The 23,441-nt window shown below is 62.3% G+C and carries 24 protein-coding genes and 1 pseudogene; 21 read left to right on the top strand and 4 right to left on the bottom strand.

The genetic code is table 11. The features are described 5' to 3' along the window. Positions 1-5: 5 nt before the first annotated feature. The 7 genes from C2H86_RS11135 to C2H86_RS11105 all read left to right on the top strand — a co-directional run bounded on the left by C2H86_RS11135 (position 6) and on the right by C2H86_RS11105 (position 5,412). Positions 6-1,025, top strand: coding sequence for an ABC transporter substrate-binding protein (locus C2H86_RS11135; RefSeq protein ID WP_159412593.1), 1,020 nt, complete (start codon positions 6-8; stop codon positions 1,023-1,025). Positions 1,026-1,031: 6 nt separating this feature from the next. Continuing rightward, positions 1,032-1,895: an ABC transporter ATP-binding protein gene (locus C2H86_RS11130; protein ID WP_159412592.1), complete on the top strand. Its 864-nt coding sequence runs from the start codon at positions 1,032-1,034 to the stop codon at positions 1,893-1,895. 14 nt (positions 1,896-1,909) lie between these two features. Continuing rightward, complete coding sequence (locus C2H86_RS11125; protein ID WP_159412591.1) at positions 1,910-2,773, top strand: ABC transporter permease; 864 nt, start codon at positions 1,910-1,912, stop codon at positions 2,771-2,773. A gap of 281 nt (positions 2,774-3,054) precedes the next feature. Further along, on the top strand, positions 3,055-3,543 hold the full coding sequence (locus tag C2H86_RS11120; RefSeq protein WP_159412590.1) for an Hcp family type VI secretion system effector: 489 nt from the start codon (positions 3,055-3,057) through the stop codon (positions 3,541-3,543). Between the two features lie 9 nt (positions 3,544-3,552). Beyond that, positions 3,553-4,530, top strand: coding sequence for a hypothetical protein (locus C2H86_RS11115; RefSeq protein ID WP_159412589.1), 978 nt, complete (start codon positions 3,553-3,555; stop codon positions 4,528-4,530). Next, positions 4,527-4,886, top strand: a complete 360-nt coding sequence (locus C2H86_RS11110) for a hypothetical protein (protein WP_240349701.1) — start codon at positions 4,527-4,529, stop codon at positions 4,884-4,886. Before C2H86_RS11115 ends, C2H86_RS11110 begins: the two co-directional genes overlap by 4 nt. A gap of 142 nt (positions 4,887-5,028) precedes the next feature. Then, complete coding sequence (locus C2H86_RS11105) at positions 5,029-5,412, top strand: hypothetical protein (protein ID WP_159412588.1); 384 nt, start codon at positions 5,029-5,031, stop codon at positions 5,410-5,412. A 71-nt stretch (positions 5,413-5,483) separates the two neighbouring features. Here C2H86_RS11105 and C2H86_RS11100 read toward each other — a convergent pair whose 3' ends face one another. Then, positions 5,484-6,041, bottom strand: coding sequence for a WYL domain-containing protein (locus C2H86_RS11100; protein ID WP_159412587.1), 558 nt, complete (start codon positions 6,039-6,041; stop codon positions 5,484-5,486). A 206-nt stretch (positions 6,042-6,247) separates the two neighbouring features. On the opposite strand from C2H86_RS11100, the gene C2H86_RS11095 reads away from it, so the two are divergent. From C2H86_RS11095 to C2H86_RS11040, 12 genes are all read left to right on the top strand, one after another. Beyond that, positions 6,248-7,042, top strand: coding sequence for a tetratricopeptide repeat protein (locus C2H86_RS11095; protein WP_159412586.1), 795 nt, complete (start codon positions 6,248-6,250; stop codon positions 7,040-7,042). 106 nt (positions 7,043-7,148) lie between these two features. Beyond that, positions 7,149-7,601 (top strand): MarR family winged helix-turn-helix transcriptional regulator, encoded by a 453-nt coding sequence (locus C2H86_RS11090; RefSeq protein WP_159412585.1) that lies wholly within the window; start codon positions 7,149-7,151, stop codon positions 7,599-7,601. Continuing rightward, complete coding sequence (locus C2H86_RS11085; RefSeq protein ID WP_159412584.1) at positions 7,598-9,685, top strand: FUSC family protein; 2,088 nt, start codon at positions 7,598-7,600, stop codon at positions 9,683-9,685. Before C2H86_RS11090 ends, C2H86_RS11085 begins: the two co-directional genes overlap by 4 nt. Continuing rightward, the gene (locus C2H86_RS11080; RefSeq protein WP_016392395.1) at positions 9,682-9,894 is read left to right on the top strand and encodes a DUF1656 domain-containing protein; all 213 of its coding nucleotides are present in this window, start codon (positions 9,682-9,684) and stop codon (positions 9,892-9,894) included. The genes C2H86_RS11085 and C2H86_RS11080 overlap by 4 nt, the downstream gene beginning before the upstream one ends. Continuing rightward, positions 9,891-10,766, top strand: coding sequence for an efflux RND transporter periplasmic adaptor subunit (locus C2H86_RS11075; RefSeq protein WP_159412583.1), 876 nt, complete (start codon positions 9,891-9,893; stop codon positions 10,764-10,766). The genes C2H86_RS11080 and C2H86_RS11075 overlap by 4 nt, the downstream gene beginning before the upstream one ends. Further along, complete coding sequence (locus C2H86_RS11070) at positions 10,763-12,169, top strand: efflux transporter outer membrane subunit (RefSeq protein WP_159412582.1); 1,407 nt, start codon at positions 10,763-10,765, stop codon at positions 12,167-12,169. Before C2H86_RS11075 ends, C2H86_RS11070 begins: the two co-directional genes overlap by 4 nt. A 565-nt stretch (positions 12,170-12,734) precedes the next feature. After that, on the top strand, positions 12,735-13,061 hold the full coding sequence (locus C2H86_RS11065) for a type II toxin-antitoxin system RelE/ParE family toxin (protein ID WP_159412581.1): 327 nt from the start codon (positions 12,735-12,737) through the stop codon (positions 13,059-13,061). Between the two features lie 17 nt (positions 13,062-13,078). Beyond that, complete coding sequence (locus C2H86_RS11060; protein WP_159412580.1) at positions 13,079-13,363, top strand: helix-turn-helix domain-containing protein; 285 nt, start codon at positions 13,079-13,081, stop codon at positions 13,361-13,363. Between the two features lie 390 nt (positions 13,364-13,753). Beyond that, positions 13,754-14,008 (top strand): hypothetical protein, encoded by a 255-nt coding sequence (locus C2H86_RS11055; RefSeq protein WP_159412579.1) that lies wholly within the window; start codon positions 13,754-13,756, stop codon positions 14,006-14,008. 16 nt (positions 14,009-14,024) lie between these two features. Then, positions 14,025-14,276, top strand: a complete 252-nt coding sequence (locus C2H86_RS11050) for a DUF3077 domain-containing protein (protein WP_159412578.1) — start codon at positions 14,025-14,027, stop codon at positions 14,274-14,276. 124 nt (positions 14,277-14,400) lie between these two features. After that, positions 14,401-16,341: an FTR1 family protein gene (locus C2H86_RS11045; RefSeq protein ID WP_159412577.1), complete on the top strand. Its 1,941-nt coding sequence runs from the start codon at positions 14,401-14,403 to the stop codon at positions 16,339-16,341. A 118-nt stretch (positions 16,342-16,459) separates the two neighbouring features. Beyond that, positions 16,460-16,912, top strand: a complete 453-nt coding sequence (locus tag C2H86_RS11040) for a YaiI/YqxD family protein (protein ID WP_159412576.1) — start codon at positions 16,460-16,462, stop codon at positions 16,910-16,912. Here the strand turns inward: C2H86_RS11040 and elbB are convergent, their stop codons facing one another. Further along, a complete protein-coding gene (elbB, locus tag C2H86_RS11035) occupies positions 16,913-17,578 on the bottom strand; it encodes an isoprenoid biosynthesis glyoxalase ElbB (protein WP_159412575.1) in 666 nt (221 codons plus the stop codon). Between the two features lie 113 nt (positions 17,579-17,691). On the opposite strand from elbB, the pseudogene C2H86_RS28340 reads away from it, so the two are divergent. Then, positions 17,692-18,270 (top strand): annotated as a pseudogene (locus C2H86_RS28340) (sterol desaturase family protein); the annotation flags it as partial. Positions 18,271-18,819: 549 nt separating this feature from the next. Here C2H86_RS28340 and C2H86_RS11025 read toward each other — a convergent pair. After that, positions 18,820-19,464: a DedA family protein gene (locus C2H86_RS11025; RefSeq protein ID WP_163985957.1), complete on the bottom strand. Its 645-nt coding sequence runs from the start codon at positions 19,462-19,464 to the stop codon at positions 18,820-18,822. Between the two features lie 213 nt (positions 19,465-19,677). On the opposite strand from C2H86_RS11025, the gene ppk1 reads away from it, so the two are divergent. Beyond that, positions 19,678-21,909 (top strand): polyphosphate kinase 1, encoded by a 2,232-nt coding sequence (ppk1, locus tag C2H86_RS11020; RefSeq protein WP_159412573.1) that lies wholly within the window; start codon positions 19,678-19,680, stop codon positions 21,907-21,909. On the opposite strand, the gene ppx is transcribed toward ppk1, so the two are convergent. Beyond that, on the bottom strand, positions 21,896-23,398 hold the full coding sequence (ppx, locus tag C2H86_RS11015; RefSeq protein ID WP_159412572.1) for an exopolyphosphatase: 1,503 nt from the start codon (positions 23,396-23,398) through the stop codon (positions 21,896-21,898). The genes ppk1 and ppx overlap by 14 nt on opposite strands. Positions 23,399-23,441: the final 43 nt, after the last annotated feature.

The following is a 23,441-nucleotide window of genomic DNA, read 5'->3' as shown; positions in this document are numbered from 1 at the left end:
TCATCATGCGCAAATCCATCAGCCGCCTGGCGGCAAGCATCGGCCTGGGTGCCAGCCTGGTTGTCGGCAGCCTGGCGGCCCCCGCCGTGGCGCACGCCGAAGGCAAGATCCGCATCGCCGAGCAGTTCGGCATCGTCTACCTGCTGCTCAACGTGGTGCGCGACCAGCACCTGATCGAGAAGCACGGCAAAGAACAGGGCATCGATATCGAGGTCGACTGGGCGCAGCTATCCGGCGGCTCGGCGATCAACGACGCGCTGCTGTCCGGTTCGGTGGACATCGCCGGTGCCGGGGTCGGCCCGCTGCTGACCGTGTGGGACCGCACCAAGGGCCGGCAGAACGTCAAGGCCGTGGCCTCACTGGGCAACTTCCCGTACTACCTGGTCAGCAGCAACCCGAACGTGAAGACCATCGCCGACATTTCCGACAAGGACCGCATTGCGGTGCCGGCCGTGGGGGTTTCGGTGCAGTCACGCTTCCTGCAGTACGCCGCCGCCCAGCAGTGGGGCGACAAGGAGTACAACCGCCTCGACAAGTACACCCTGGCCGTGCCGCACCCGGATGCCACCGCCGCGTTGCTGGCCGGCGGCACCGAACTGAACGGGCACTTCTCCAACCCACCGTTCCAGGACCAGGCGCTGGCCAACAAGGACGTGCACGTAGTGCTCAACAGCTATGACCTGCTCGGCCCCAACTCGCCGACCCTGCTGTTCGCCACCGAGAAATTCCGCAAGGACAACCCCAAGACCTACAAGGCCTTCGTCGATGCCCTGGCCGAGGCGGCAGACTTCGCCCAGAAGGACAAGGCCGCTGCAGCGGATACCTACATCCGCGTGACCAAGGCCAAGATCGACCGCGATGCGCTCATCAAGCTGATTGACAACCCGCAGTACGAGTTCACCGTCACGCCGAAGAACACCTACAAGCTGGCCGAATTCCTGTATCGGGTTGGCGCCATCAAGCACAAGCCGCAATCGTGGAAGGACTACTTCTTCCAGGATGAACGCCCGTTGCAGGGGAGCTGACCGACCATGACCGCCCCTTTGCCAGGCCACACGGCCAGCAACCTTAGCCGTGTCGCTACACCGCCGTTGCTCCAGGTGGACAACCTGAGCCTCGAATACCGCACCGCGCAGCGCGTGGTGCGGGCAACCCATCAGGTCAGCTTCGAAGTCGACCGGGCCGACCGTTTCGTCCTGCTTGGCCCGTCGGGCTGCGGCAAGTCCACCTTGCTCAAGGCCGTGGCCGGTTTCATCGCCCCCCAGGAAGGGCAGATCCTGCTGCAGGGCCAGCCGGTCGACGGCCCCGGGCCTGACCGCATCGTGGTGTTCCAGGAGTTCGACCAGCTGCCGCCGTGGAAAACGGTGAAAGAGAACGTCATGTTCCCGCTGGTGGTGTCTGGCCAGCTCAAGCGTGCCGAGGCCGAGGAGCGGGCCCTGCATTACCTTGACAAGGTCGGCCTGTCCGCCTTTGCCGATGTCTACCCGCACATGTTGTCGGGCGGAATGAAGGCCCGCGTGGCGATCGCCCGGGCGCTGGCCACTCAGCCGAAGATCCTGCTGATGGACGAGCCGTTCGCCGCGCTCGATGCGCTGACCCGGCGCAAGATGCAGGAAGAACTGCTGCTGCTGTGGGAGGAAGTGCGCTTCACCTTGTTGTTCGTCACCCACTCCATCGAGGAGGCGCTGGTGGTCGGCAACCGCATTTTGCTGTTGTCGCCCCATCCGGGCCGGGTCCGGGCCGAGGTGCACAGCCACCAGTACGACCTCGGCAGCCTGGGTGGCGCGGACTTCCAGGCCAGTGCGCGGCGCATCCATCGCTTGCTGTTCGACGAGGCCGAAGCCCCTGAACAGGCTGGTGAACTGGGCTTCAACGACATCCGCATCGCCTACTGACAGGAGCTTCAGCCATGACCGCTACACCTGGACGCCAGGAATACGAGGTGCAGCTGGAGCCTTTGCTCAGTGTGCCTGTGGAACGCAATCTACCGTTGGCTCAGCGCCTGTGGCAGCACGGCTGGCTGCGCAAGGCCGTGATCCTGATGGTGATCGCCGCCTTGTGGGAAGCGATCGCCCGCTTTCAGGGCAACGATCTGCTGCTGCCGACCTTCCTGCAGACCGCTGCCGCGCTGTGGGACGGCCTGCTCAGTGGCGAACTGCCGGCCAAGGTCGGCGTGTCGCTGGTGATTCTGCTCAAGGGTTACCTGCTGGGCATCGTGCTGGCCTTCGGCCTGACCAGCCTGGCGGTATCGACCCAACTCGGTCGTGATCTGCTGGGCACCCTGACCTCGATGTTCAACCCGTTGCCGGCGATTGCCCTACTGCCGCTGGCGCTGTTGTGGTTTGGACTGGGTGACAACAGCCTGATCTTCGTGCTGGTGCATTCGGTGCTGTGGGCGCTGGCGCTGAATACCTATGCGGGCTTTCTCGGGGTGTCGGAAACCTTGCGCATGGCCGGGCGCAATTACGGCTTGAAAGGGCTGCGCCTGGTACTGCACATCCTGGTGCCGGCGGCGTTACCGTCGATCCTCTCCGGGCTAAAGATCGGCTGGGCGTTCGCCTGGCGTACCTTGATTGCCGCCGAGCTGGTGTTCGGTGCCAGCAGCGGCAAGGGCGGGCTTGGGTGGTACATCTTCCAGAACCGCAACGAGCTGTATACCGACAAGGTGTTTGCCGGGCTGGCGGTGGTGATCCTGATCGGGTTGCTGGTCGAAGGGCTGGTGTTCAACACCCTGGAGCGGTTGACCGTTCGGCGCTGGGGCATGCAGCGGTAATACACCTGTGCCGGCCTCTTCGCGGGGCAAGCCCGCTCCTACAGGATTATCACAGGCCTGTAGGAGCGGGCTTGTCCCGCGAAGAGGCCGGCACAGGCGACCAATTCATATGCTGTGGGCCAAGGCCCTTGCTCTGAAAATCTTTCATGCATTCGCAAGCTAATTTGTCTGAAAAGCTGTAGGAAAATTCTGAGTTTAGTCTCGATCTCCTGAGAACCGTTGCGGTTGTCGTTCCTCGCGCCTAGCCTGTTCCGCTCATTCGTTTACAAGGAACAGTAATCATGGCTTTCGACGCATTCATTCAAATCGCGGAAATCGCCGGCGAATCACAAGACGAGCAATACAAGCACTGGATCGAGATCCTCGGCTACACGTTCGGCACCAGCCAAAGCGCCTCTGCGACCGCAAGTTCTGCAGGGGGCGCCACTTCCGGGCGCACCACCCTGAGCAATCTGACCTTCACCAAATACCTGGACAACGCCAGCTGCAAACTGCTCGAAGCCAGTTGCGCCGGGCAGCACCTGAAAGAAGTCAGGCTGGTCGTCTGCCGCGCCGGTGGCGACAAGCTCAAGTACTACGAAGTCGTGCTCGAAGAAGTGATCGTTGCCGATTTTATACAAGGCGTGCACGCCGGCGTGCCGACTGAAATCGTCCAGCTCAACTACGGCCGTATCAAGACCACCTACACCCGGCAGCAGCGCATCGATGGCGGCGCTGGTGGCAGTGTTACCGGTGGCTGGGACCGTATTGCCAACAAGAAATTTGCGTGAGGTACAACCATGTCCGAGGCACGCAGCTACATAAACCCCAAGGCACAGAACTACGCGACCCTGAAGAACAGCACGCCGATGAGCGCCAACCAGCAGGCCAAGTTCGATGTGCTCAATGCGCATATCGTCAACACGGTCGTCCTGGCCGGTGAACTGGTGATCGTCGGTGATCCAAGCACTTCCTCCTGTACCAGCCATGAAGCCTTTCTCATGGGCAAGGCGGCAGGTATTCACCGCGATATTGTGTTCAATGGCGGCGGTGTCGATGGGTTCATGCTGGATAACTTCGAAATGCTGCAGAGTCTGCTGTCCCATGCGTCGATGGGGGCGGGGGCCGCGAGCGATGGTTGGGCCAGGCATCTGGATGCGATCAAGAAGACGCTGGAACAGATCGAGCAATTGCACCGGGAACACATGAGTGGTGGTACGTTCAGGGCGCGGGAGGAGTTTTATGCCAAGCGTGCGGCGCTGTTCAGCAGGCTGGATGAGCAGTTTGGGAAAACCGCTGCTTACGGCTCGGGTCTACGAAATCAGGGATCGATCAAGCGGATGCTGCAGCTTTCCACTAAACGCTATCTGAGTACCGGTGAAATTACGGGGTATGCAAAGAAGGTAACAGGAGTGGCGAGGGCTGCGAGTCTGATCAAGAAAGGGAGCTACATCGGAGTCGCATTAGATGTGGCAGCGACAGGGCTTTCCATTCATAAGGCATGCACCATTGGCCGAGAAGAGGAATGTAGAAAGGCCAAATATGTAGAGGGCAGTGGTTTAGTTGGAGGTTTGGGTGGAAGTGCTGTTATGGGGGGTGTCGGAGGTGCCGCAGGTACCCTAGTATGCGCTGTACTATTCGGAATATCTACTGGAGGTCCTGGCGCATTAGCGTGCGCGGTGGCTGGCGGAGTTGTAGGTGGAAAGGTCGGTGGCGAAAAAGGTAAGGAGGGTGGTGAATGGCTTGGGGAAATTCTCTACGAGAACATTCAGCCATGAACACTTTTGAAATGAATGTGGTTGCGATTTGTTTTTTCTTCTTGGCTATGGTCGCATTTTTAGTGCAAATATATGTCGCCATAAGACATCTTGATAAAATTGAAGGGCTGCTTTCGAAAAGCGATTTTGTACTGGGGAATAGAAAGCTTTATTTGCACGCAGGCCTCCTAGGTAAAGTGATGCGTATCTGTACCATATCAACACTACTGACTACTCCATATCTGTTTGTTCGAAAGGGGTTGGCTGATAAGGCACAATTGCAAAACTTCCCGGCGCCTATGAAAAGACTGCTTATAGCAGCCTGGTGCACAATGTGTATTTCTTCAGCCGCTTTCCTCGCGCTCGGGTCTTTTTAAGAATGTGTTTGAGGTGCACATGCTGCAGTGCTATGCGCCGTGCTCAATTGCACCCTGTCCGAGGAAACTTGTAGGGAAGATGAGAGCAACAGTTTTGCTGGTTTGGCCCGCATGGGGGGCTAGTGTGTGTAAAGAGGAATGAATGAAGTCGACGGCCGAAGTGATAGGAATGTCCATATTGTTATTTTGGATGATGGTCAGTATGGGGTCTGTGATTTTTCTGGCGTGCCGATATCTTGATGTGGTCGAGTCGAAGCTGTCGGGATGCAGTTATGTGCGTGATAATCGGCTGAAATTTTCATCGGCGGGGTTGTTAGGGAGAGTGTTGCGCGTCAGTTTTGCCGCAAACATGCTCATGATGCCTTGGGTCTTTGTCCGCAGAGGCGTCGCGGATGCTTCCGAAATATCGCGATTTCCAAGAGGTTTGAAAATTAAGATGCTGATCTCTTGGGGAGGGCTAATGGCTTCTGCGACCCTCTTTTTTGTTTCTCACAATATTCTGAAGCTTGTAAACCATCCCAGTTGAATGGAGCAGTAGTTCTCCTGTGCTGGCCTATTCGAGGCGTCGAACCACCACGAAGAGGCCGGCACAGGCGACTAATTCACGTACTGTGCAGCCGCATTGCTCAAGGTCCTGGCGATCTCATCGCGCAATGCCTGCGGCGCTTCGACCACCAAGCCTTCCCCTTGGCTCAGCACCCACCAGCGCAACGGCCCGCCATCTTCCACCGTGGCCCGCAGCCGATGCCCCTGGTCCAACGCGGTCAACTGCATGTCCGCGCTCAACGGCGCTTCACGCAACTGCCTGGCCAAAGGATCGCTGACCCAGGCCTGCATCTCGATCCCTTCACCCTGAACCGGCTGAAGCGAATCACCACGCAAATATCCCTGCAGGTCGAAATTTCCTCGCAACTCGCCAGCAACGTTCGCCGACCAATGCCAGCCAAACGGAATGCTCTTGTCATTACGGTCCAGCGGAAAGATCAGCGACAACTCATTGAGGTCCCGCTCCACCGTACGTTTGCTGATGTTGAAGCCCACATCGCGCAGGCGCCACACCAGTTCGGCACTGGTAATACCTGGGGAGCGGCTCGGTAACTGGCGCAGCAGCGCCCACTGACGGCTGAGGGTGGCGCGGGTGGTGACGAACGGCAAAAGGTAACGTCCTTGTCTAGGCTTGCCGCAACAGGATGGCGGCTCGAGCGGGTCATGGCAATTAGCCATAACCCGCTCAGATCCAGGAATGCGCAATTGGTTGCCTTGCCCCGAATCGTTCGCGACAGGTTTTGACGTGACGTCGCGCAGAATCACGCCTCATCACAGCCGCGGTCGGGCCTGTGGGTCGTTCAATGAGGATGAACATGTCTGCTGTCAGCAATATCCATTCGCTGCTCGCCCGTCTTCTGCCAGAGCAGGTCATTTGCCCACCGACACACGCCGGCAGGCGACAGCGGCTGTTTGCCGGGGTAGGGCAGCCCAGCCAGCGCGCACTGCTGGTCAACCGCCTGGATGAGGCCCACGACCTGCAGGCGGTGTACACCGACCTGCGCCAGCAGGCACTGGCTGGCAACGTGGCAGCACTCAACGACCTCGGCTGGATCTGGCTCAACGGCAAGTACTGGCGTGCCGACACTGCCCTGGCAGGGCACCTGCTGCGCATGGCGGCGCTGCAGGGCAATGCGGCGGCATGGTTCAATCTGGGGCAGCAGCACTACTTCGGCAAGGGTGTCGAAACCTCTTACGCTCAGGCCGAGGAATGTTATCGCCAGGCCTTCGAGCGGGGCATGCTGCATGCCGCTGCAGCGTTGGGCGACCTCTATGAAGAAGAAGTCTGCGATGCCACGCTGGGCTGGCAGGTGGACCCCGGCCAGGCCTACCAATGGTTCTTGCGCGGCGCCGAGCGGGGCGAGGCGCGTTGCCGGTTCGAAGTGGGTTACCGCTTGTTGCATGGCCTGTACGTGGACGCGGACATCAAGGCCGCGCTGTATTGGCTGGAGCTGGCAGCGGCAACCGGAGTGATGCAGGCGGCCGAGGAGTTGGCGGTGCATTTCAGTAGCCGCGATGACGCGCGTTACCAGGACTGGCGTGACCGGGCGGTGCAGATGGGTAGCACCTTGGCCCTGACCATGAAGCTGGAAGACCAGGTTCAGCCCTGAATGAACAAGAATTTATCAAGGCCCCCCGTCGCCCACGGTTGACGACAGGGGGAGTCACAGGCGTATATTGATAGTTAGCAAACTATGAATATCCTTGGTTCTTCTCATGTCCATTGACTCCCTGCGCCTGCAAGTCAGCAGCGGTATGGTGGTTGCCGCTCGCCACTGGCGGCGCATCTGCCACAATGCCGTGATCGGCTACGGTATTTCCGAGGCCTGCGCCGCACCGTTGCTGATGATCGTGCGCCTGGGCGATGGCGTGCACCAGGTGGCGGTGGCCCAGGCTGCCGGCCTGGAAAGCCCGTCTCTGGTGCGCCTGCTGGATCAGTTGTGCAGGGCTGGCCTGGTCTGTCGCAGCGAAGACCCACTGGACCGCCGTGCCAAGGCCTTGAGCCTCACCGCAGAAGGCCGTCGCCTGGCCGAAGCCATCGAAGCCGAGCTGGTGCGCGTACGCCATGACGTGCTGCAAGGCATCGACGAGGCCGACCTGCAGGCCGCGCTGCGCGTATTGCGCGCCTTCGAGGCCGCTGGCCTGGGCACGGCAGGTGGGGTGGCATGAACGGTTTCTTCAGCTCGGTGCCGCCGGCCCGCGACTGGTTCTACGGCGTGCGCACCTTCGCCGCGTCGATGATTGCCTTGTACATCGCCCTGCTGCTGCAGTTGCCGCGCCCGTATTGGGCGATGGCCACCGTTTACATCGTCTCCAGCCCGTTCGTCGGCCCGACCAGCTCCAAGGCGGTGTATCGCGCTGTCGGTACGCTGCTCGGTGCTGCCGGGGCGATCTTCTTCGTGCCGCCGCTGGTGCAGTCCCCGTTGCTGCTGAGCATCGCCATCGCCCTGTGGACCGGCACTTTGCTGTTCCTCTCGCTGAACCTGCGCACGGCCAACAACTATGTGCTGATGCTGGCCGGCTACACCTTGCCGATGATTGCCCTGGCAGTGGTCGACAACCCCCTGGCGGTGTTCGACGTGGCGTCCTCCCGGGCCCAGGAAATCTGCCTCGGGATCGTCTGCGCGGCGGTGGTCGGTGCGATCTTCTGGCCCCGTCGGCTGGCCCCGGTGGTGGTGGGTGCCACCGGCAACTGGTTCACCGAGGCAATCCGCTACAGCGACACCTACCTTGCCCGTGAAGCCAGCGCCGACAAGGTCGGTGGCATGCGCGGCGCAATGGTCACCACCTTCAACTCGCTGGAGCTGATGATCGGCCAGCTCGGCCACGAAGGTGCCGGCCCGCACACCTTGAAGAATGCCCGCGAGCTGCGTGGGCGGATGATTCACCTGCTACCGGTGGTCGACGCCCTTGACGACGCTCTGGTTGCCCTCGAAGGCCGCGCCCCGGCCCATTACGCGCAGATCCAACCGGTGCTGGATGCCGCCCGTGAATGGCTCAAAGGCACCGCCGACAGCGCGTCCATCGCCCGCTGGACCGCCCTGCACGAGCAAATCGACCGCCTGCAGCCGGGCGCCGCCGCCCTCGACCAGCGTGCCGAGCTGCTGCTGTCCAACGCCCTTTACCGCCTCACCGAATGGGCTGACCTGTGGCAGGACTGCTGCTCCTTGCAGCACGCCCTGCGCACCGATGACCCCAAGCCCTGGCGCGCGGTTTACCGCCACTGGCGCCTGGGCCGGCTGACCGCGTTCTTCGACCGTGGCCTGATGCTCTACTCGGTGGTTTCCACGGTGCTGGCGATCGTCGTCGCCTGCGGCCTGTGGATTGGCCTGGGCTGGAACGACGGCGCCAGTGCGGTGATCCTTGCCGCCGTGTCGTGCAGCTTCTTCGCCGCCATGGACGACCCGGCGCCGCAGATCTACCGGTTCTTCTTCTGGACCCTGATGTCGGTGATCTTCTCCAGCCTGTACCTGTTCCTGGTGCTGCCCAACCTGCACGACTTCCCGATGCTGGTGCTGGCCTTCGCGATCCCGTTCATCTGTGTCGGCACCCTGACCGTGCAGCCGCGCTTCTACCTTGGCACCTTGCTGACCATCGTCAACACCTCGACGTTCATCAGCATTCAGGGCGCATACGACGCTGACTTCTTCACCTTCCTCAACTCGAATCTGGCCGGCCCCGTCGGCCTGCTGTTCGCCTTCATCTGGACCCTGGTGATGCGCCCCTTCGGCGTGGAACTGGCTGCCAAGCGTATGACCCGCTTCGTCTGGCGCGACATCGTCGAAATGACCGAGCCGGCGACCCTGGCCGAGCATCGCCAGGTCGGTGTGCAGATGCTCGATCGCCTCATGCAGCACCTGCCGCGCCTGTCGCAGACCGGCCAGGACAGTGGCGTGGCGCTGCGTGACCTGCGCGTGGGTTTGAACCTGCTCGACCTGCTGGCCTATATGCCGCGCGCCGGCCAGCAGGCCCGCGAGCGCCTGGGCACGGTGATCGAGGAAGTCGGCGCGCACTATGCCGCCTGCCTGCGTGCGGGTGAGCGCCTGCATGCCCCGGCCGCGCTGCTGCGCAACATGGAGCGAGCGCGCCTGGCGCTGAACCTGGATGAACTGTACGAGCGCGGCGATGCCCGCACTCATCTGCTGCATGCCCTGGCAGGCCTGCGCCTGGCCTTGCTGCCGGGTGTCGAGGTGATGCTCGAGCCTGCCGAACAACCGCAACTGCCCCCCGGCCTCGACGGAGCGCCCCTGTGATCGGTGAACTGGATATCAGTGGGGTGTTCCTGCCCACGCTGCTGGTGATGATGTTTGGCACCTACCTGCTGTTCCTGGGGGTGCACGCGGTGCTGGTGCGCCTGCATTTCTACCGCCTGGTCTGGCACCGGGCGCTGTTCAACGTTGCCCTGTATGCCGTGCTGCTGGGTGCGGTCGACCACTTTTGCCGAAGCCTGATGCTGCCATGAAAAAACCTTTGCTGACCCTGGGCCGTGTGGTCCTGACCTTGCTGGTAGTGACCTTCGCCGCCGTGCTCGTGTGGCAGATGGTGGTGTACTACATGTTCGCCCCCTGGACCCGCGACGGGCACATCCGCGCCGACGTGATCCAGATTGCCCCGGACGTGTCCGGCCTGATCCAGAAGGTCGAGGTGCGCGACAACCAGACCGTCAAACGCGGCGATGTGCTGTTCACCATCGACCAGGACCGCTTCACCCTGGCCCTGCGCCAGGCCAAGGCGACCCTCGGCGAGCGCCAGGAAACCCTGGCCCAGGCATCCCGTGAAGCGCAACGTAACCGCAAGCTCGGCAACCTGGTGGCGGCCGAGCAGCTGGAAGAGAGCCAGTCCCGCGAGGCCCGCGCCCGCTCGGCGGTCAGCGAGGCCCAGGTGGCGGTCGACACTGCCCAGCTCAACCTCGACCGCTCGGTGGTGCGCAGCCCGGTAGATGGCTACCTCAACGACCGCGCCCCGCGCGACCACGAATTCGTCAGCGCTGGCCGCCCGGTGCTGTCGGTGGTCGACAGTGCCTCGTACCACGTCGATGGCTACTTCGAGGAAACCAAGCTCGGGGGTATCCACATCGGCGACGCCGTGGACATCCGTGTGATGGGCGACAACACCCGCCTGCGTGGCCATGTGCAGAGCTTCGCCGCTGGCATCGAAGACCGTGACCGCGTCAGCGGCGCCAACCTGCTGCCCAACGTCAACCCGGCGTTCAGCTGGGTGCGCCTGGCCCAGCGCATTCCGGTGCGCATCGCCTTCGACGAAGTGCCGGAAGACTTCCGCATGATCGCCGGGCGCACGGCCACTGTGTCGATCCTTGAGGGCCAGCGCCCATGAAACAGCTGATCCTCGCGGGGTTCTGCCTGTCCCTGGGGGCCTGCATGATGGTCGGCCCCGATTACCAAGTGCCGAAGGACGCGGCGGTGCAACGCAGCGACCTCAACGGCCCGCTGCGCCAGGATGCCGACAGCGTGGTATCGGCGCCGGTGCCCGAGGACTGGTGGCAGCTGTATCAGGATCAACGCCTCAACCAACTGGTGCGCCAGGCGCTGAGTGCCAACACCGAACTGCGCGTGGCTGCGGCCAACATCGCCAAGGCTCGCGCCCAGGTCGAAGTGGCCGAGTCCCAGGGCGGCTTCAATGGCGGCATCAAGGCCGGCGCCCAGCGCCTGCAGGAGTCTGGCCAGGCCTTCCTGCTGCCGGAGAAGGTGCCGGTGGCCAACATCGGCGAGGCGATCATCAGTGCCTCGTACCAGTTCGACCTGTGGGGCACCTTCAAGCGCGGCACCGAGGCCGCCAAGGCCAACGCCGATGCGGTGCAGGCCGCTGCCGACACCGCGCGCATCACTCTGGTGGCCGACGTGGTCAAGGCCTACACCCAGGTGTGCTCGGCCAACGAGGAATTCCACATCGCTCGCGAGTCGCTCGACCTGCAGGAACAGAGCGTGAAGCTCAACCAGCGCCTGCGCGACGCTGGCCGTGGCGACGAAACCCAGGTCACCCGCTCGCAGACCCAGTTCAAGTCGTTGCGCGCCGAACTGCCGCGCTTCAAGGCCGAGCGCGAAACGGGCATCTACACCCTGGCGGCGCTGCTTGCCGTACCTGTGGATAAGTTGCCCGCCGGTACCGCTGATTGCGCCGAGCTGCCGCACCTCAACCAGTTGGTACCGGTGGGTGATGGCGCGGCCCTGCTCAAGCGCCGCCCGGACGTGCGCCAGGCCGAACGCCAGCTGGCGGCGGCCACCGCCGAGATCGGCGTGGCTACGGGGGCGCTGTACCCAGACATCAGCATCGGTGCCCAGGTCGGCACCATTGGTATCCTTGAAGACCTCGGCGACCCGTCCACTAACCGCTGGGGTTTTGGCCCGCAGATCAGCTGGAGCATCCCGACCAACGGCACCCGTGCGCGGATTCGCATGGCTGAAGCCTCGACCCAGGCTGCCCTCGCGCATTTTGACGGGGTGGTGCTGAACGCCATTCGCGAGACCCAGACCCGTCTGGCGCAGTACAGCGCTTTGCTGGACCGGCGTGATGCGTTGGCCGAGGCGGAGAAGTCGGCGAAGGAAGCGGCGGATCAGACGCACCGGTATTACCAGGCGGGGCGTGAGTCGTTCCTCGCGGATTTGCAGGCGACGCGGGCTTATACCGATGTGCGGGCGCAGTTGGCGGCGGCCAATAGCCAGGTGGCGGTGGGGCAGATTGGTGTGTTCCTGGCGTTGGGAGGCGGGTGGAAGCAGTGAGGTTTTGGCTTGAGATTGGGTGATGGCTGACAGGTGCCCGCCTTGACGCATTCAGCGCCTGTGAGATCGAGCGCCGCCCGCGCGGCGCTCGATCTCATAGGCGCTGCAAACCTGTCGGCAGGCACCTGTCAGCCCTCACCCTATCTCCCGGCAGGCATCTCCTGAATCCACTGAAGTCCCTTGCTGTCAGACATTTCCGAACCTTAAACCAAATGCTTCAGTTCTGATTCCATGTCGAATTATCCTACGGCACCTGTCGGAGGGTGCTGTCTTGGCTGGGAAGTCTCCACGGAATACTGTCCTCGGGACCCCTTTCCAGGCGCATTGACCCTCCCGGAATTCATCCCCCTGTTCACTTCTGGCGCCGTAATTATTGGCCTGGGTACAGTTCCCTGGCTTGAGTTTATATCGATATCGATATATTTTTGATCTGCAGCTTCCGGCATGTTCAGCCAAGCCTTTCGAGACAGACGGATGGAGCAGCGTGACTCAGTGCCTTGGTCAGGGCGAGTGATGAATTGCGAGCACATCTAGCGTCTGGACCGACGGCAAAGGGGCATTTGGCATGCGGGTTAATGAGAAACCCATCGAGTGGGTGGGCAGCAGTAAGGATGACCTACGCAGCTTTCCGCTGGTAGCCAGGCAGCGAGCCGGGTATCAGCTGGATTTGATTCAAGCCGGCGAGGAGCCTGCGGACTGGAAGCCAGTGGAAGCGGTAGGGCAAGGCGTGCGGGAGATACGCATCATGTGCAAAGACGGGGCTTTTCGCGTTTTTTATGTGATTAGCCGTCCTGAAGCCATCTATGTCCTGCATGCCTTTCGCAAGACTACTGAGAAGACTGAGAAACGCGACATCGACCTGGCAAGAGCTCGGTTCAGGTCGCTGGGTTAAAACAGAGGGATTCAACGATGGCAAACGAGAGATCTACCTCGGTTTGGGACGCGCTGGTTGACTCGCCTGAAGAAGCCGAGAACCTCCGACTGCGTTCCAAGCTAATGCGCGAATTGACCAGGGCTGTGCGGGCTTGGGATCTACCGCAAAAGGATGCAGCAAAGCGGTTGCGGGTGACTCAACCGCGCTTGAGCGAGCTGCTCAATGGCAAGATTGATAAATTTTCACTGGATGCTCTGGTGAACCTGCTGGCCAATGCTGATTTGGAAGTAGATTTCACGGTGAAAGGGAAAGCAGCATAGTTTGGACAAGTGATTCACTTCGGGCTGGCCTTGCGCTGGCTCGAATTGTTAGCGCTGGGCAAAGGCATGTGCGCTGTCAGACATTTCCGAATCTGAAACCAAATGCTTCAGTTCTGATTTCATGTCGAATTATCCTACGGCACCTGTCGGAAGGTGCTGTCTTGGCTGGGAAGTGCTCCCGGACTACTGTCCCTGGGTCGCCTCGCAAGGCGATCGGGCGTGAGACACCCGGTTTACATTCGGTAGCACCGCTTCATGGCGGTCGTGTGCGGACAGGCTTTGGCCTGGCCGGGGTTACCGTATGTCCCGGGTCTCACACCGTGCACGACTGCCACCCAATTCCGTGAGACGAAGAGGAGAGCAGTACCATCTCTCATACGGAGTTCCGCCATGAAAAAGCTAGTCCCCGACCCACCTCCTACCTCTATCCCCCAACTCGACATTCCCGGCTTCTCGCTCATCACCCCACCCGGCACCGAGCAATGCAATGCGCTGATGCACGCCTTGACCCTCACCGTGCAGCAAACCTACGGCGTCCTGCTGGACAGCGAGCCAGGCGCGCAGCGTGATGCCATGGCCATGAACATTCGCCTGTTGTGCCGAATGGTATCGGCCCTGACCGAACACTCGGACCTCCCCGTCTAAATCAAGGAGCGACAGGATGAGCACTTATCCACAAGACGCAGTAACCGCAGGCGTGCAGACCTTCGACCTGTTCAGCCTCAAGCCCAACGTGCCCTTTGACCATGCCTTCTCGCAGCTATCGGTGTTGCTCGGCTGCATCCGCCACCTCACCACCGAAGCAGAAATGGAGAACGACCGCATGGCCGGCAGCGCGGCGCGGATTCTCAGTGAAATGGCCAAGGCGCTGATCGACGATATGGAGTTGGGGCTGAACAAGGTTCTTCAATAAACCTAGAGCACATGGGGCTGCATGGCAGCCCCATCGTTGTGACGATCCACTTCATCTGATTTGTCTCAAGATTTTTCATGAAATCCACTGACAACGCTTGAGCGACGCAAAGTGGAAGTGAACAATGTTCTCTTTCGCATTCCCTTCGAGACTGGCCATGAAAACCCGTTCCCGTCTGCTCGCCTGGTTGCCGGCCGTTGTGCTCGGCCCGATGCTGGCGCTGTGCAGCGCCCTGGCGCAGGCCGAAGCGCCCGCCGAGGCCGCCAAAGCCTTGCACCTACTTGACTACATTGGTGCCGACTACCCGCCTACCGTTGCAAACGGCAAAGTCATCGACGACGGCGAGTACCGTGAACAGCAAGAATTCAGCACGGTGCTGGCCGACCTGATCAAAGGCCTGCCGGCGAACGCCGAGCAAGCCGGGCTTCAGCAGGGCGTGCAGGCGTTGCGCCATGCCATCGACCAGCGTCAGGACGGCGCAGTGGTAGCCAAGCAGGCCCGCCTGCTGGGCGCACGCCTGGCGGTGGCCTACGAGGTCAGCCAGGCCCCGGTCATTACCCCGGACCCGGCCCGTGGCGCCTCGCTGTATGCGCAGAACTGCTCGATCTGCCACGGTGATACCGGTGTGGGCGACGGCCCGGCAGGTTTGGGCCTGGAGCCAGCACCGGCCAACCTGCGCGACACCGCACGTCTCGATCAACTGAGCCTGTTCGACCTCTACAACACCCTGGCCCTGGGCATCGATGGCACCGAAATGCCGTCCTTCGCCGACCAGCTCGACGAGCGCCAGCGTTGGGACGTGGCCGCGTACATCGCCAGCTTCACCGCCAAGCCTGACGCGGCCAAGGGCGAGAAGACCTGGAACATCGCCGACCTGGCCCGCCAGACTCCGGCCGAAGTCGCCGCCAACGAAGGCGCCGCGTCGGTCGAGGCGTTCCGCGCCCAGCGCGCCCAGCCGCCGCAGGTCAAACGCGGCCCTGCGCAATTGCTGGAATACACCGCCAGCACCCTGGACAAGAGCCTGGCGGCCTACCGTGCAGGCGACCATGACCAGGCCTACGACCTGTCGGTGGCTGCGTATCTGGAAGGTTTCGAGCTGGTCGAAAGCTCACTGGACAACATCGACACCGAAGCGCGCAAGAGCACCGAAAAGGCCCTGATGGCCTACCGTCAGTCGCTGCAGGACGGTCTGCCGGTCGCCCAGGCTGAACAACGTCTGAGCGAAGCGAAAACCAAGCTCGACCAGGCCGCCAAGTTGTTGGGCAGCGATGGCCTGAGCTGGTCGCTGAGCTACATTTCCGGCCTGCTGATCTTGCTGCGCGAAGGCCTTGAAGCCATTCTGGTTCTGGCGGCGATCCTTGCCTTCCTGCGCAACACTGGCCAGCAATCGGCCATGCGCAGCGTCAACATCGGCTGGGGCCTGGCGCTGGTTGCGGGCTTTGCCACCTGGGCCGTGGCGGCCTATGTGATCGACGTTGGTGGTGCCCAGCGTGAGCTGCTGGAAGGCAGCACGGCCTTGTTCGCCAGCGTCATGGTGCTGTGGCTGGGCGTGTGGATGCACGACCGCCGTCACGCCGCGGCCTGGCAGGACTACATCAAGAGCAGCCTGGTCAGTGGCGGCGGGCGCTTCGGCTTTGCCGTGCTGGCGTTCTTCTCGGTGTACCGCGAGCTGTTCGAAGTGATCCTGTTCTACGAAACCCTGTGGTTGCAGGCAGGCCCAGCTGGTCACCAGGCGGTGTTGGCCGGCGGCGCCACGGCGCTGGTTCTGTTGGTGGGACTGGCGTGGGTGATCTTGCGCGGTTCGGCGAAGCTGCCGCTGTCGCTGTTCTTCAGCATCAACGCCGGGCTGCTGTGTGCGCTGTCGGTGGTGTTTGCCGGGCATGGCGTGAAAGCGCTGCAAGAAGCGGGCGTGCTGGGCACGCGGCCGGTAGCGTTCTTCGAGTTCGACTGGCTGGGGATTCACCCCGATGTGTACTCGCTGAGTGCGCAGGCGGTGGCGCTGCTGGCGATTCTGGTGTTGTATGGGCGTAGCCGCCTGGCCGACAAGCGCCGGGCTGCCGTTTAAGGTTGATGCTGCTGGCCCCTTCGCGGGACAAGCCCGCTCCTAAAGGCCTCCTGTGGCCCCTGTAGGAGCGGGCTTGCCCCGCGAAGAGGCCGGTGCAGGAATGAAGAGATTTAACTGAATGCGCATCTGGATCGACGCCGACGCCTGCCCCAAGGCAGCCAAGGACCTGATCGTCAAATTCGCCCTCAAGCGCCAGCTCGAAGTGGTGATGGTGGCCGGTCAGGCCGTGACCAAGCCGGCTTTCGCGATCGTCCGCCTGATCGTGGTGCCCAGCGGCATGGACGCGGCCGACGATTACCTGGTCGAGCACGCCGTGCCTGGCGAGCTGGTGATCTGCAGCGACGTGCCGCTGGCCGACCGCCTGATCAAGAAGGGCGTGGCGGCCCTGGACCCACGTGGCCGCGAGTTCGACGAACGCAACATGGGCGAGCGCCTGGCCGTGCGCAACCTGTTTACCGAGCTGCGTGAGCAGGGCCAGGTTGGGGGAGGGCAGGCGCCCTATGGCGAACGCGAGAAGCAGGCCTTCGCCAATGCGCTGGACCGGATCCTGACCCGCCTGAGCAAGGGCTGATCACTCCCCTTCGTGGGTCAGTTCCAGCACACGGTCCACAAGCTTGTAGATGCCCCCGGCAGCTTCACTGATCGACTTGGCCACCATGTAGGCCGGGGTAGTCACCAGCTTGCGTTGGGTATCCTCAACGATGTCATGCACATCGCACTCCTCGTGCTTGCCGCCCATCTTTTCCACAGCTGCCGCGGTGCCCGCGTCATTGCCAATGGTGCAGATCACGCCCGGGCCATAAATCTTCGCCGCCAGCGCTGGCGAGATGCAGATCAGGCCAACCGGCTTGCAGGCCTCGGCAAAAGCTTCGGCCAGGCTTAGCACCTCCGGATTCACCGTGCATTCAGTGCCTTCCACGGCAAAGTTGGACAGGTTCTTCGCCGCGCCGAAACCGCCTGGCACGATCAACGCATCGAAGTCTTCGGCCTTGGCCTCACGGATGTCCTTCACTTCGCCACGGGCGATGCGCGCCGATTCGGTCAGCACATTGCGCGACTCAGGCATTTCCTCGCCGGTCAGGTGGTTGATGACATGCATCTGCGCGATGTTCGGCGCAAAGCACTGCACCTGTGCGCCGCGCTGGTCGAGGCGCAGCAGGGTGATCACGCTTTCGTGGATTTCGGCGCCGTCGTACACGCCACAGCCGGAAAGAATCACCGCTACTTTCTTGGTCATGCTCATTACTCCATTTTCGAGGCGCTAAATGTCCTCTAGTTTGGCAGATGTGGCCATAGGGATTACGGCAGGCGCATCCTAATCTCTGTGGATAACCTTACCGAGCGTTGCCCATGGACCTGATTCTGCTGGCCGTGCCGTTTTTCTTCGTGCTGATCGCCGTGGAGCTGATTGCCGACCGCGTGCGCGGTCAGCGCAACTTCACCCTGGCCGATTCGATCAACAGCCTCAGCACCGGCGCGCTGTCCACCAGCACCGGCCTGCTGACCAAAGGGGTAGGGCTGCTGACCTATGCGCTGGCCTGGGAGCACCTGGCGCTGCTGCGCCTGCCGCAGAGCGCCGTGTGGGTCTGGCTGCTGGCCTTCGTGCTGTACGACCTGTGCTACTACTGGCTGCACCGCCTGGGCCATGAGCGCAACGTATTGTGGGCGGCGCATTCGGTGCATCACCAGAGCGAGGAGTACAACCTCACCACGGCGCTGCGCCAGACCAGCAGCGGTTTCATCTTCTCGTGGATCTTCTACTTGCCGCTGGCGCTGATCGGCGTACCACCCGTGGTGTTCATCACCGTGGCCTCGCTGAACCTGCTCTACCAGTTCTGGGTGCACACCCGCCACATCCCCAAGCTCGGCTGGCTTGAGTGGGTACTGATCACACCATCCAACCATCGCGTCCACCATGCGCAGAATCCTGCCTACTTGGATCGCAACTACGGCGGCGTGTTCATTATCTGGGACCGCTTGTTCGGCACGTTCAAGGAGGAGGACCCGGCCGAGCCGGTGGTGTTCGGCGTGACCACGCCTTTGGCCAGTTGGAACCCGCTATGGGCCAACCTGCAGTTCTACGCCCAGCTGTACAGCGATGCCCGTCGCACCCGCAGCTGGAAGGACAAGCTGCGCATCTGGTTCATGCCCACCGGCTGGCGCCCGGCCGATGTCGCGGCAGCTTATCCACAGGCGAAACAGAACCTGGCGATTTTCCGCAAGTTCGAGATTGCCCTGGGCCGGGCGTGGCAGGTGTACGTGGCTGTGCAGTTCGCCGTCTACATCGCGTTGGGCAGTTATCTGATGGACGTGGCCGAACGTGTGCCGAGCGCCGCCCTGATGCTGGGCTGGTCGCTGATGGCGTTTGGCTTGTTCGTGCTGGGAGCGGCCCTGGAAAAGCGGCCGTGGGCGGTGCGCCTGGAGCTGGCGCGCCTGCTGACGCTGGTGCCGGCGCTGTACCTGGCCGGTACGCTGGGCTTAGCGGTGGTCGTGCCCGTGTTCTGGCTGCTTCTCGGCGGCTACCTGCTGCTCAGTGCTGGCGGGCTGCTCGTCTGCCGCCGCGCGGCGCTCGGCGCGGATGGTGCGGAAGCGCCGGCGCAACCAGAGCAGGCCACCCAGCAGCAACAGGCCGCCGAGCACCCATAGCTCGTATTTCTTGATGCTGCCCAGCATGCCTTCGAGGATGGCGCCGAAGTGGTAGGCCGCCAGGCCCAGTGCCAAGGCCCATACAGCAGCGCCGATGCCGTTGAGCAGCAGGTAGCGGCGCGGCGAATAGCCGGACAGGCCGATGGCTATCGGCATCACCGTGCGCAGGCCGTAGACGAAGCGGAAGCTCAGCACCCAGATGTCCGGGTGGCGGCGGATATGCTCCAGCGCCCGGTCACCCATGGCCTGCCAGCGCGGCTTGCGTGCGAGGATCTTGCGTCCGTGCCGCCGGCCCATGAAGTACCACAGCTGGTCGCCGGCGTAGCTGCCGCAGAAGGCCACCAGGACCACCAGCTTGATGTCCATGTATTCGCGGAACGCAAGGAAACCCGCAAGTACCAGAATGGTCTCGCCTTCGAAGAAGGTGCCTAGAAAAAGGGCAAAGTAGCCGAAATCCTGCAGGAATTGTTGGAGCATTTTCTGAGGTGCTGGCGAAATGAACGCGCAGCCTACCCCTTCGCGCGCATTCGTGAAAGTGTCCAAATGTGTCTCGACGTGAACAATTCCTACACGGACAATATCGGCAGCCTTAAGTCGCGCCTTGCGCGAAGCTGTAACACAGCCGTCATAATGGGCGCTTATCTTGCCGCTCAATTGATCATAGGGCGTTAACGTCCTCAGGAACGTCAGATGAATAATGAAGTGCTAACCCCTGTCGCGATCAAGGATGCCCAGGCAGTCCCCGAAGAGATGGTTCAGACCCCGCCAGACCTGCCCGAAGTGGTGGAGCCGGTGGTCGAAGTCGCCGCCCCGGCCCCTGCGCCGACGCCGGCCATCGCCGTCCCGAGCCTGGACGACAGCAGCCTGTACATTCATCGCGAACTTTCGCAGCTGCAATTCAACATCCGCGTGCTGGAACAGGCGCTGGACGAATCGTACCCGCTGCTCGAACGCCTCAAATTCCTGCTGATCTTCTCCAGCAACCTCGACGAGTTCTTCGAGATCCGCGTTGCCGGCCTGAAGAAACAGATCAACTTCGCCCGCGAACTGGCCGGCGCCGACGGCCTGCAGCCGCATCAGGCGCTGGCACGCATCAGCGAGCTGGTGCACTTCGAGGTGGAGCGCCAGTACGCGATCCTCAACGACGTGCTGCTGCCGGAGCTGGAAAAGCACGCCATCCGCTTCATTCGCCGCCGCTACTGGACGCCCAAGCTCAAAACTTGGGTGCGCCGCTTCTTCCGCGACGAGATCGCGCCGATCATCACCCCGATCGGCCTCGACCCGACTCACCCGTTCCCGCTGCTGGTGAACAAGAGCCTGAACTTCATCGTCGAGCTCGAAGGTGTCGACGCCTTCGGCCGTGATTCCGGCCTGGCGATCATCCCTGCACCCCGCCTGCTGCCGCGCGTCATTCGTGTGCCGGAAGACGTCGGTGGCCCAGGCGACAACTACGTCTTCCTGTCGTCGATGATCCATGCCCACGCCGATGACCTGTTCCAGGGCATGAAGGTCAAAGGTTGCTATCAGTTCCGCCTCACTCGTAACGCCGACCTGGCGCTGGATTCCGAAGAAGTCGACGACCTGGCGCGCGCCCTGCGCGGTGAGCTGTTCTCGCGCCGCTACGGCGACGCCGTGCGCCTGGAAGTCGCCGACACCTGCCCGAAACACCTGTCGGACTACCTGCTCAAGCAGTTCAGCCTGAGCGAGAGCGAGCTTTACCAGGTCAACGGCCCGGTCAACCTGACCCGTCTGTTCAGCATCACCGGCCTCGACAGCCATCCGGAGCTGCAGTACACGCCGTTCACCCCGGCCATCCCCAAGCTGCTGCAGAACGCCGACAATATCTTCAGCGTGATCGGCAAGCAGGACATCCTGCTGATGCACCCGTTCGAGTCCTTCACCCCGGTGATCGACCTGCTGCGCCAGGCCGCCAAGGACCCGCACGTGCTCGCCGTGCGCCAGACCCTGTACCGTTCCGGGGCCAACTCGGAGATTGTCGACGCGTTGGTGGATGCGGCACGTAATGGCAAGGAGGTCACCGCGGTGATCGAACTGCGCGCGCGCTTCGACGAAGAGTCCAACCTGCAGATGGCCAGCCGCCTGCAGGCTGCCGGTGCGGTGGTGATCTACGGCGTGGTCGGCTTCAAGACCCACGCCAAGATGATGCTGATCCTGCGCCGCGAGCAGGGCGAGATCGTGCGCTATGCACACCTGGGTACCGGTAACTACCACGCCGGCAACGCCCGCCTGTACACCGACTACAGCCTGCTGACCTCTGACGATGCCCTCACCGAGGACGTCGGCAAGCTGTTCAGCCAGCTGATCGGCATGGGCAAGACCCTGCGCATGAAGAAGTTGCTGCACGCGCCGTTCACCCTGAAGAAGGGCATGCTCGACATGATCGCCCGGGAGACCCAGTTCGCCCTGGAAGGCAAGCCCGCGCACATTATCGCCAAGTTCAACTCGCTGACCGACGCCAAGGTCATCAAGGCGCTGTACAAGGCCAGCCAGTCGGGCGTGAAGATCGACCTGGTGGTGCGCGGCATGTGCTGCCTGCGCCCAGGCATTCCGGGGGTTTCGCACAACATCCAGGTGCGCTCGATCATCGGCCGCTTCCTTGAGCACACGCGGGTGTTCTACTTCCTCAACGGTGGCGAAGAGCAGATCTACCTGTCCAGCGCCGACTGGATGGAGCGCAACCTCGACAAGCGCGTCGAGACCTGCTTCCCGGTAGAGGGCAAGAAACTGTTGCTGCGGGTGAAGAAGGAGCTGGAAGGTTACCTGACCGACAACACCCACGCCTGGACCTTGCAGCCTGACGGGCGCTACGTGCGCAGCAGCCCGACCGGCAACCAGAACCCGCGCAGTGCCCAGGCGACCCTGCTGGAGCGCCTGAGCAACCCGCTCCTCAACGTACGCTGAGGACGAAGCCGACCCGGGCCAGCCACTCCGCCTCGTTGGCGAAGTCGGCCTGGGTCAGCTGGTTCTGTTCCAGCCAGCCTTCAGGGAACACCACCTCGAGGCTGTGTTCGCCGGCCTGCAGCTCAACCTTGGGCATCTGCTGGGTGCCACGAATGTGGTGGAACAGGATGGCGAAGCGCAGCAGCACGCACAGGCGAATCAGCTGTACGGCTTCGTCGCCGAACTCGGTGAACTTGTCCTTGGGAATGTTGCGGCGATGGCCGCGCACCAGCAGGGCCATCATCAGCTGCTCGTCGCGGGAAAAACCGGCCAGGTCGGAGTGCTCGATCAGGTAGGCACCATGCTTGTGGTAGTGGTAGTGAGCGATATCCAAGCCGATTTCATGGATTTTCGCTGCCCAACCCAGCAGATCGCGCCAGTTTCCATCTTCAAGCTTCCATGCATTGGCCACTTGGTCGAAGGCGCTCAGTGCCTTGCGCTCGACGCGAGCCGCCTGGCCTTGGTCGACGTGATACCGCTCCATCAGCGAATTCAAGGTGCGCTCACGCACATCCTCGTGGTGGTGGCGACCGAGCAGGTCGAACAGCACACCTTCGCGCAGGGCGCCGTCGCAGTGGTCCATGCGTTGCAGCTCAAGGGCGTCGAAGATGGCCTCGAGAATCGCCAGGCCGGCCGGGAAGATGGTGCGACGGTCGGGTTTGACGCCTTCGAAGTCGATCTTGTCGACCTCGCCCAGCTTGAACAGCTTGCGCTTGACCCAGGCCAGCCCCTCGGCATTGACCTCGCCGTTGCCCAGGCCGCCGGCCTTGATCGCGGCGCCAATGGCGCGGATGGTGCCGGACGAACCGATGGCCTCGTCCCAGGTCAGGCGGTGCAGGGCGTTTTCGATGCTCATCAGCTCCAGGCGTGCGGCGGTGTAGGCCTGGGCGTAGCGCGCCGGGGTGATCTTGCCGTCGCGGAAGTAGCGCTGGGTGAAGCTCACGCAGCCCATCTGCAGGCTTTCGCGCAGCAACGGCTCGAAGCGCTGGCCGATGATGAACTCGGTACTGCCGCCGCCAATGTCGGCGACCAGGCGCTTGCCGGGGGTGTCGGCCAGGGTGTGCGACACGCCGAGGTAGATCAGGCGCGCCTCTTCACGGCCGGAGATGACTTCCACCGGGTGGCCGAGGATGGCTTCGGCACGCAGGATGAAGTCGTTGCGGTTGCGCGCTTCGCGCAGGGCGTTGGTGCCGACAATGCGTACGGAGCCTGCGGGCATGCCGTTGATCAGTTGGGCAAAACGCTTGAGGCATTCCAGGCCTCGCTCCATGGCTTCTTCGCTGAGCATGCGCTCTTCGTTGATGCCGGCGGCCAGCTGAACCTTCTCGCCGAGCCGCTCGAGAATGCGGATTTCGGTGTGGTGCGCCTTGGCCACGACCATGTGGAAGCTGTTGGAGCCCAGGTCGATGGCGGCGATCAGGGACAGGTTCTTCGCGGAGGTATGCGGCATTCTGTGTGTTCTCGGTCGGTAACCCGGCAATCGTGCCACGATC

The organism is Pseudomonas putida (genome assembly GCF_009883635.2).
In the GTDB taxonomy this organism is placed as follows: Bacteria; Pseudomonadota; Gammaproteobacteria; order Pseudomonadales; family Pseudomonadaceae; genus Aquipseudomonas; species Aquipseudomonas putida_W.
This window is presented reverse-complemented; position numbering and strand designations above follow the sequence as displayed.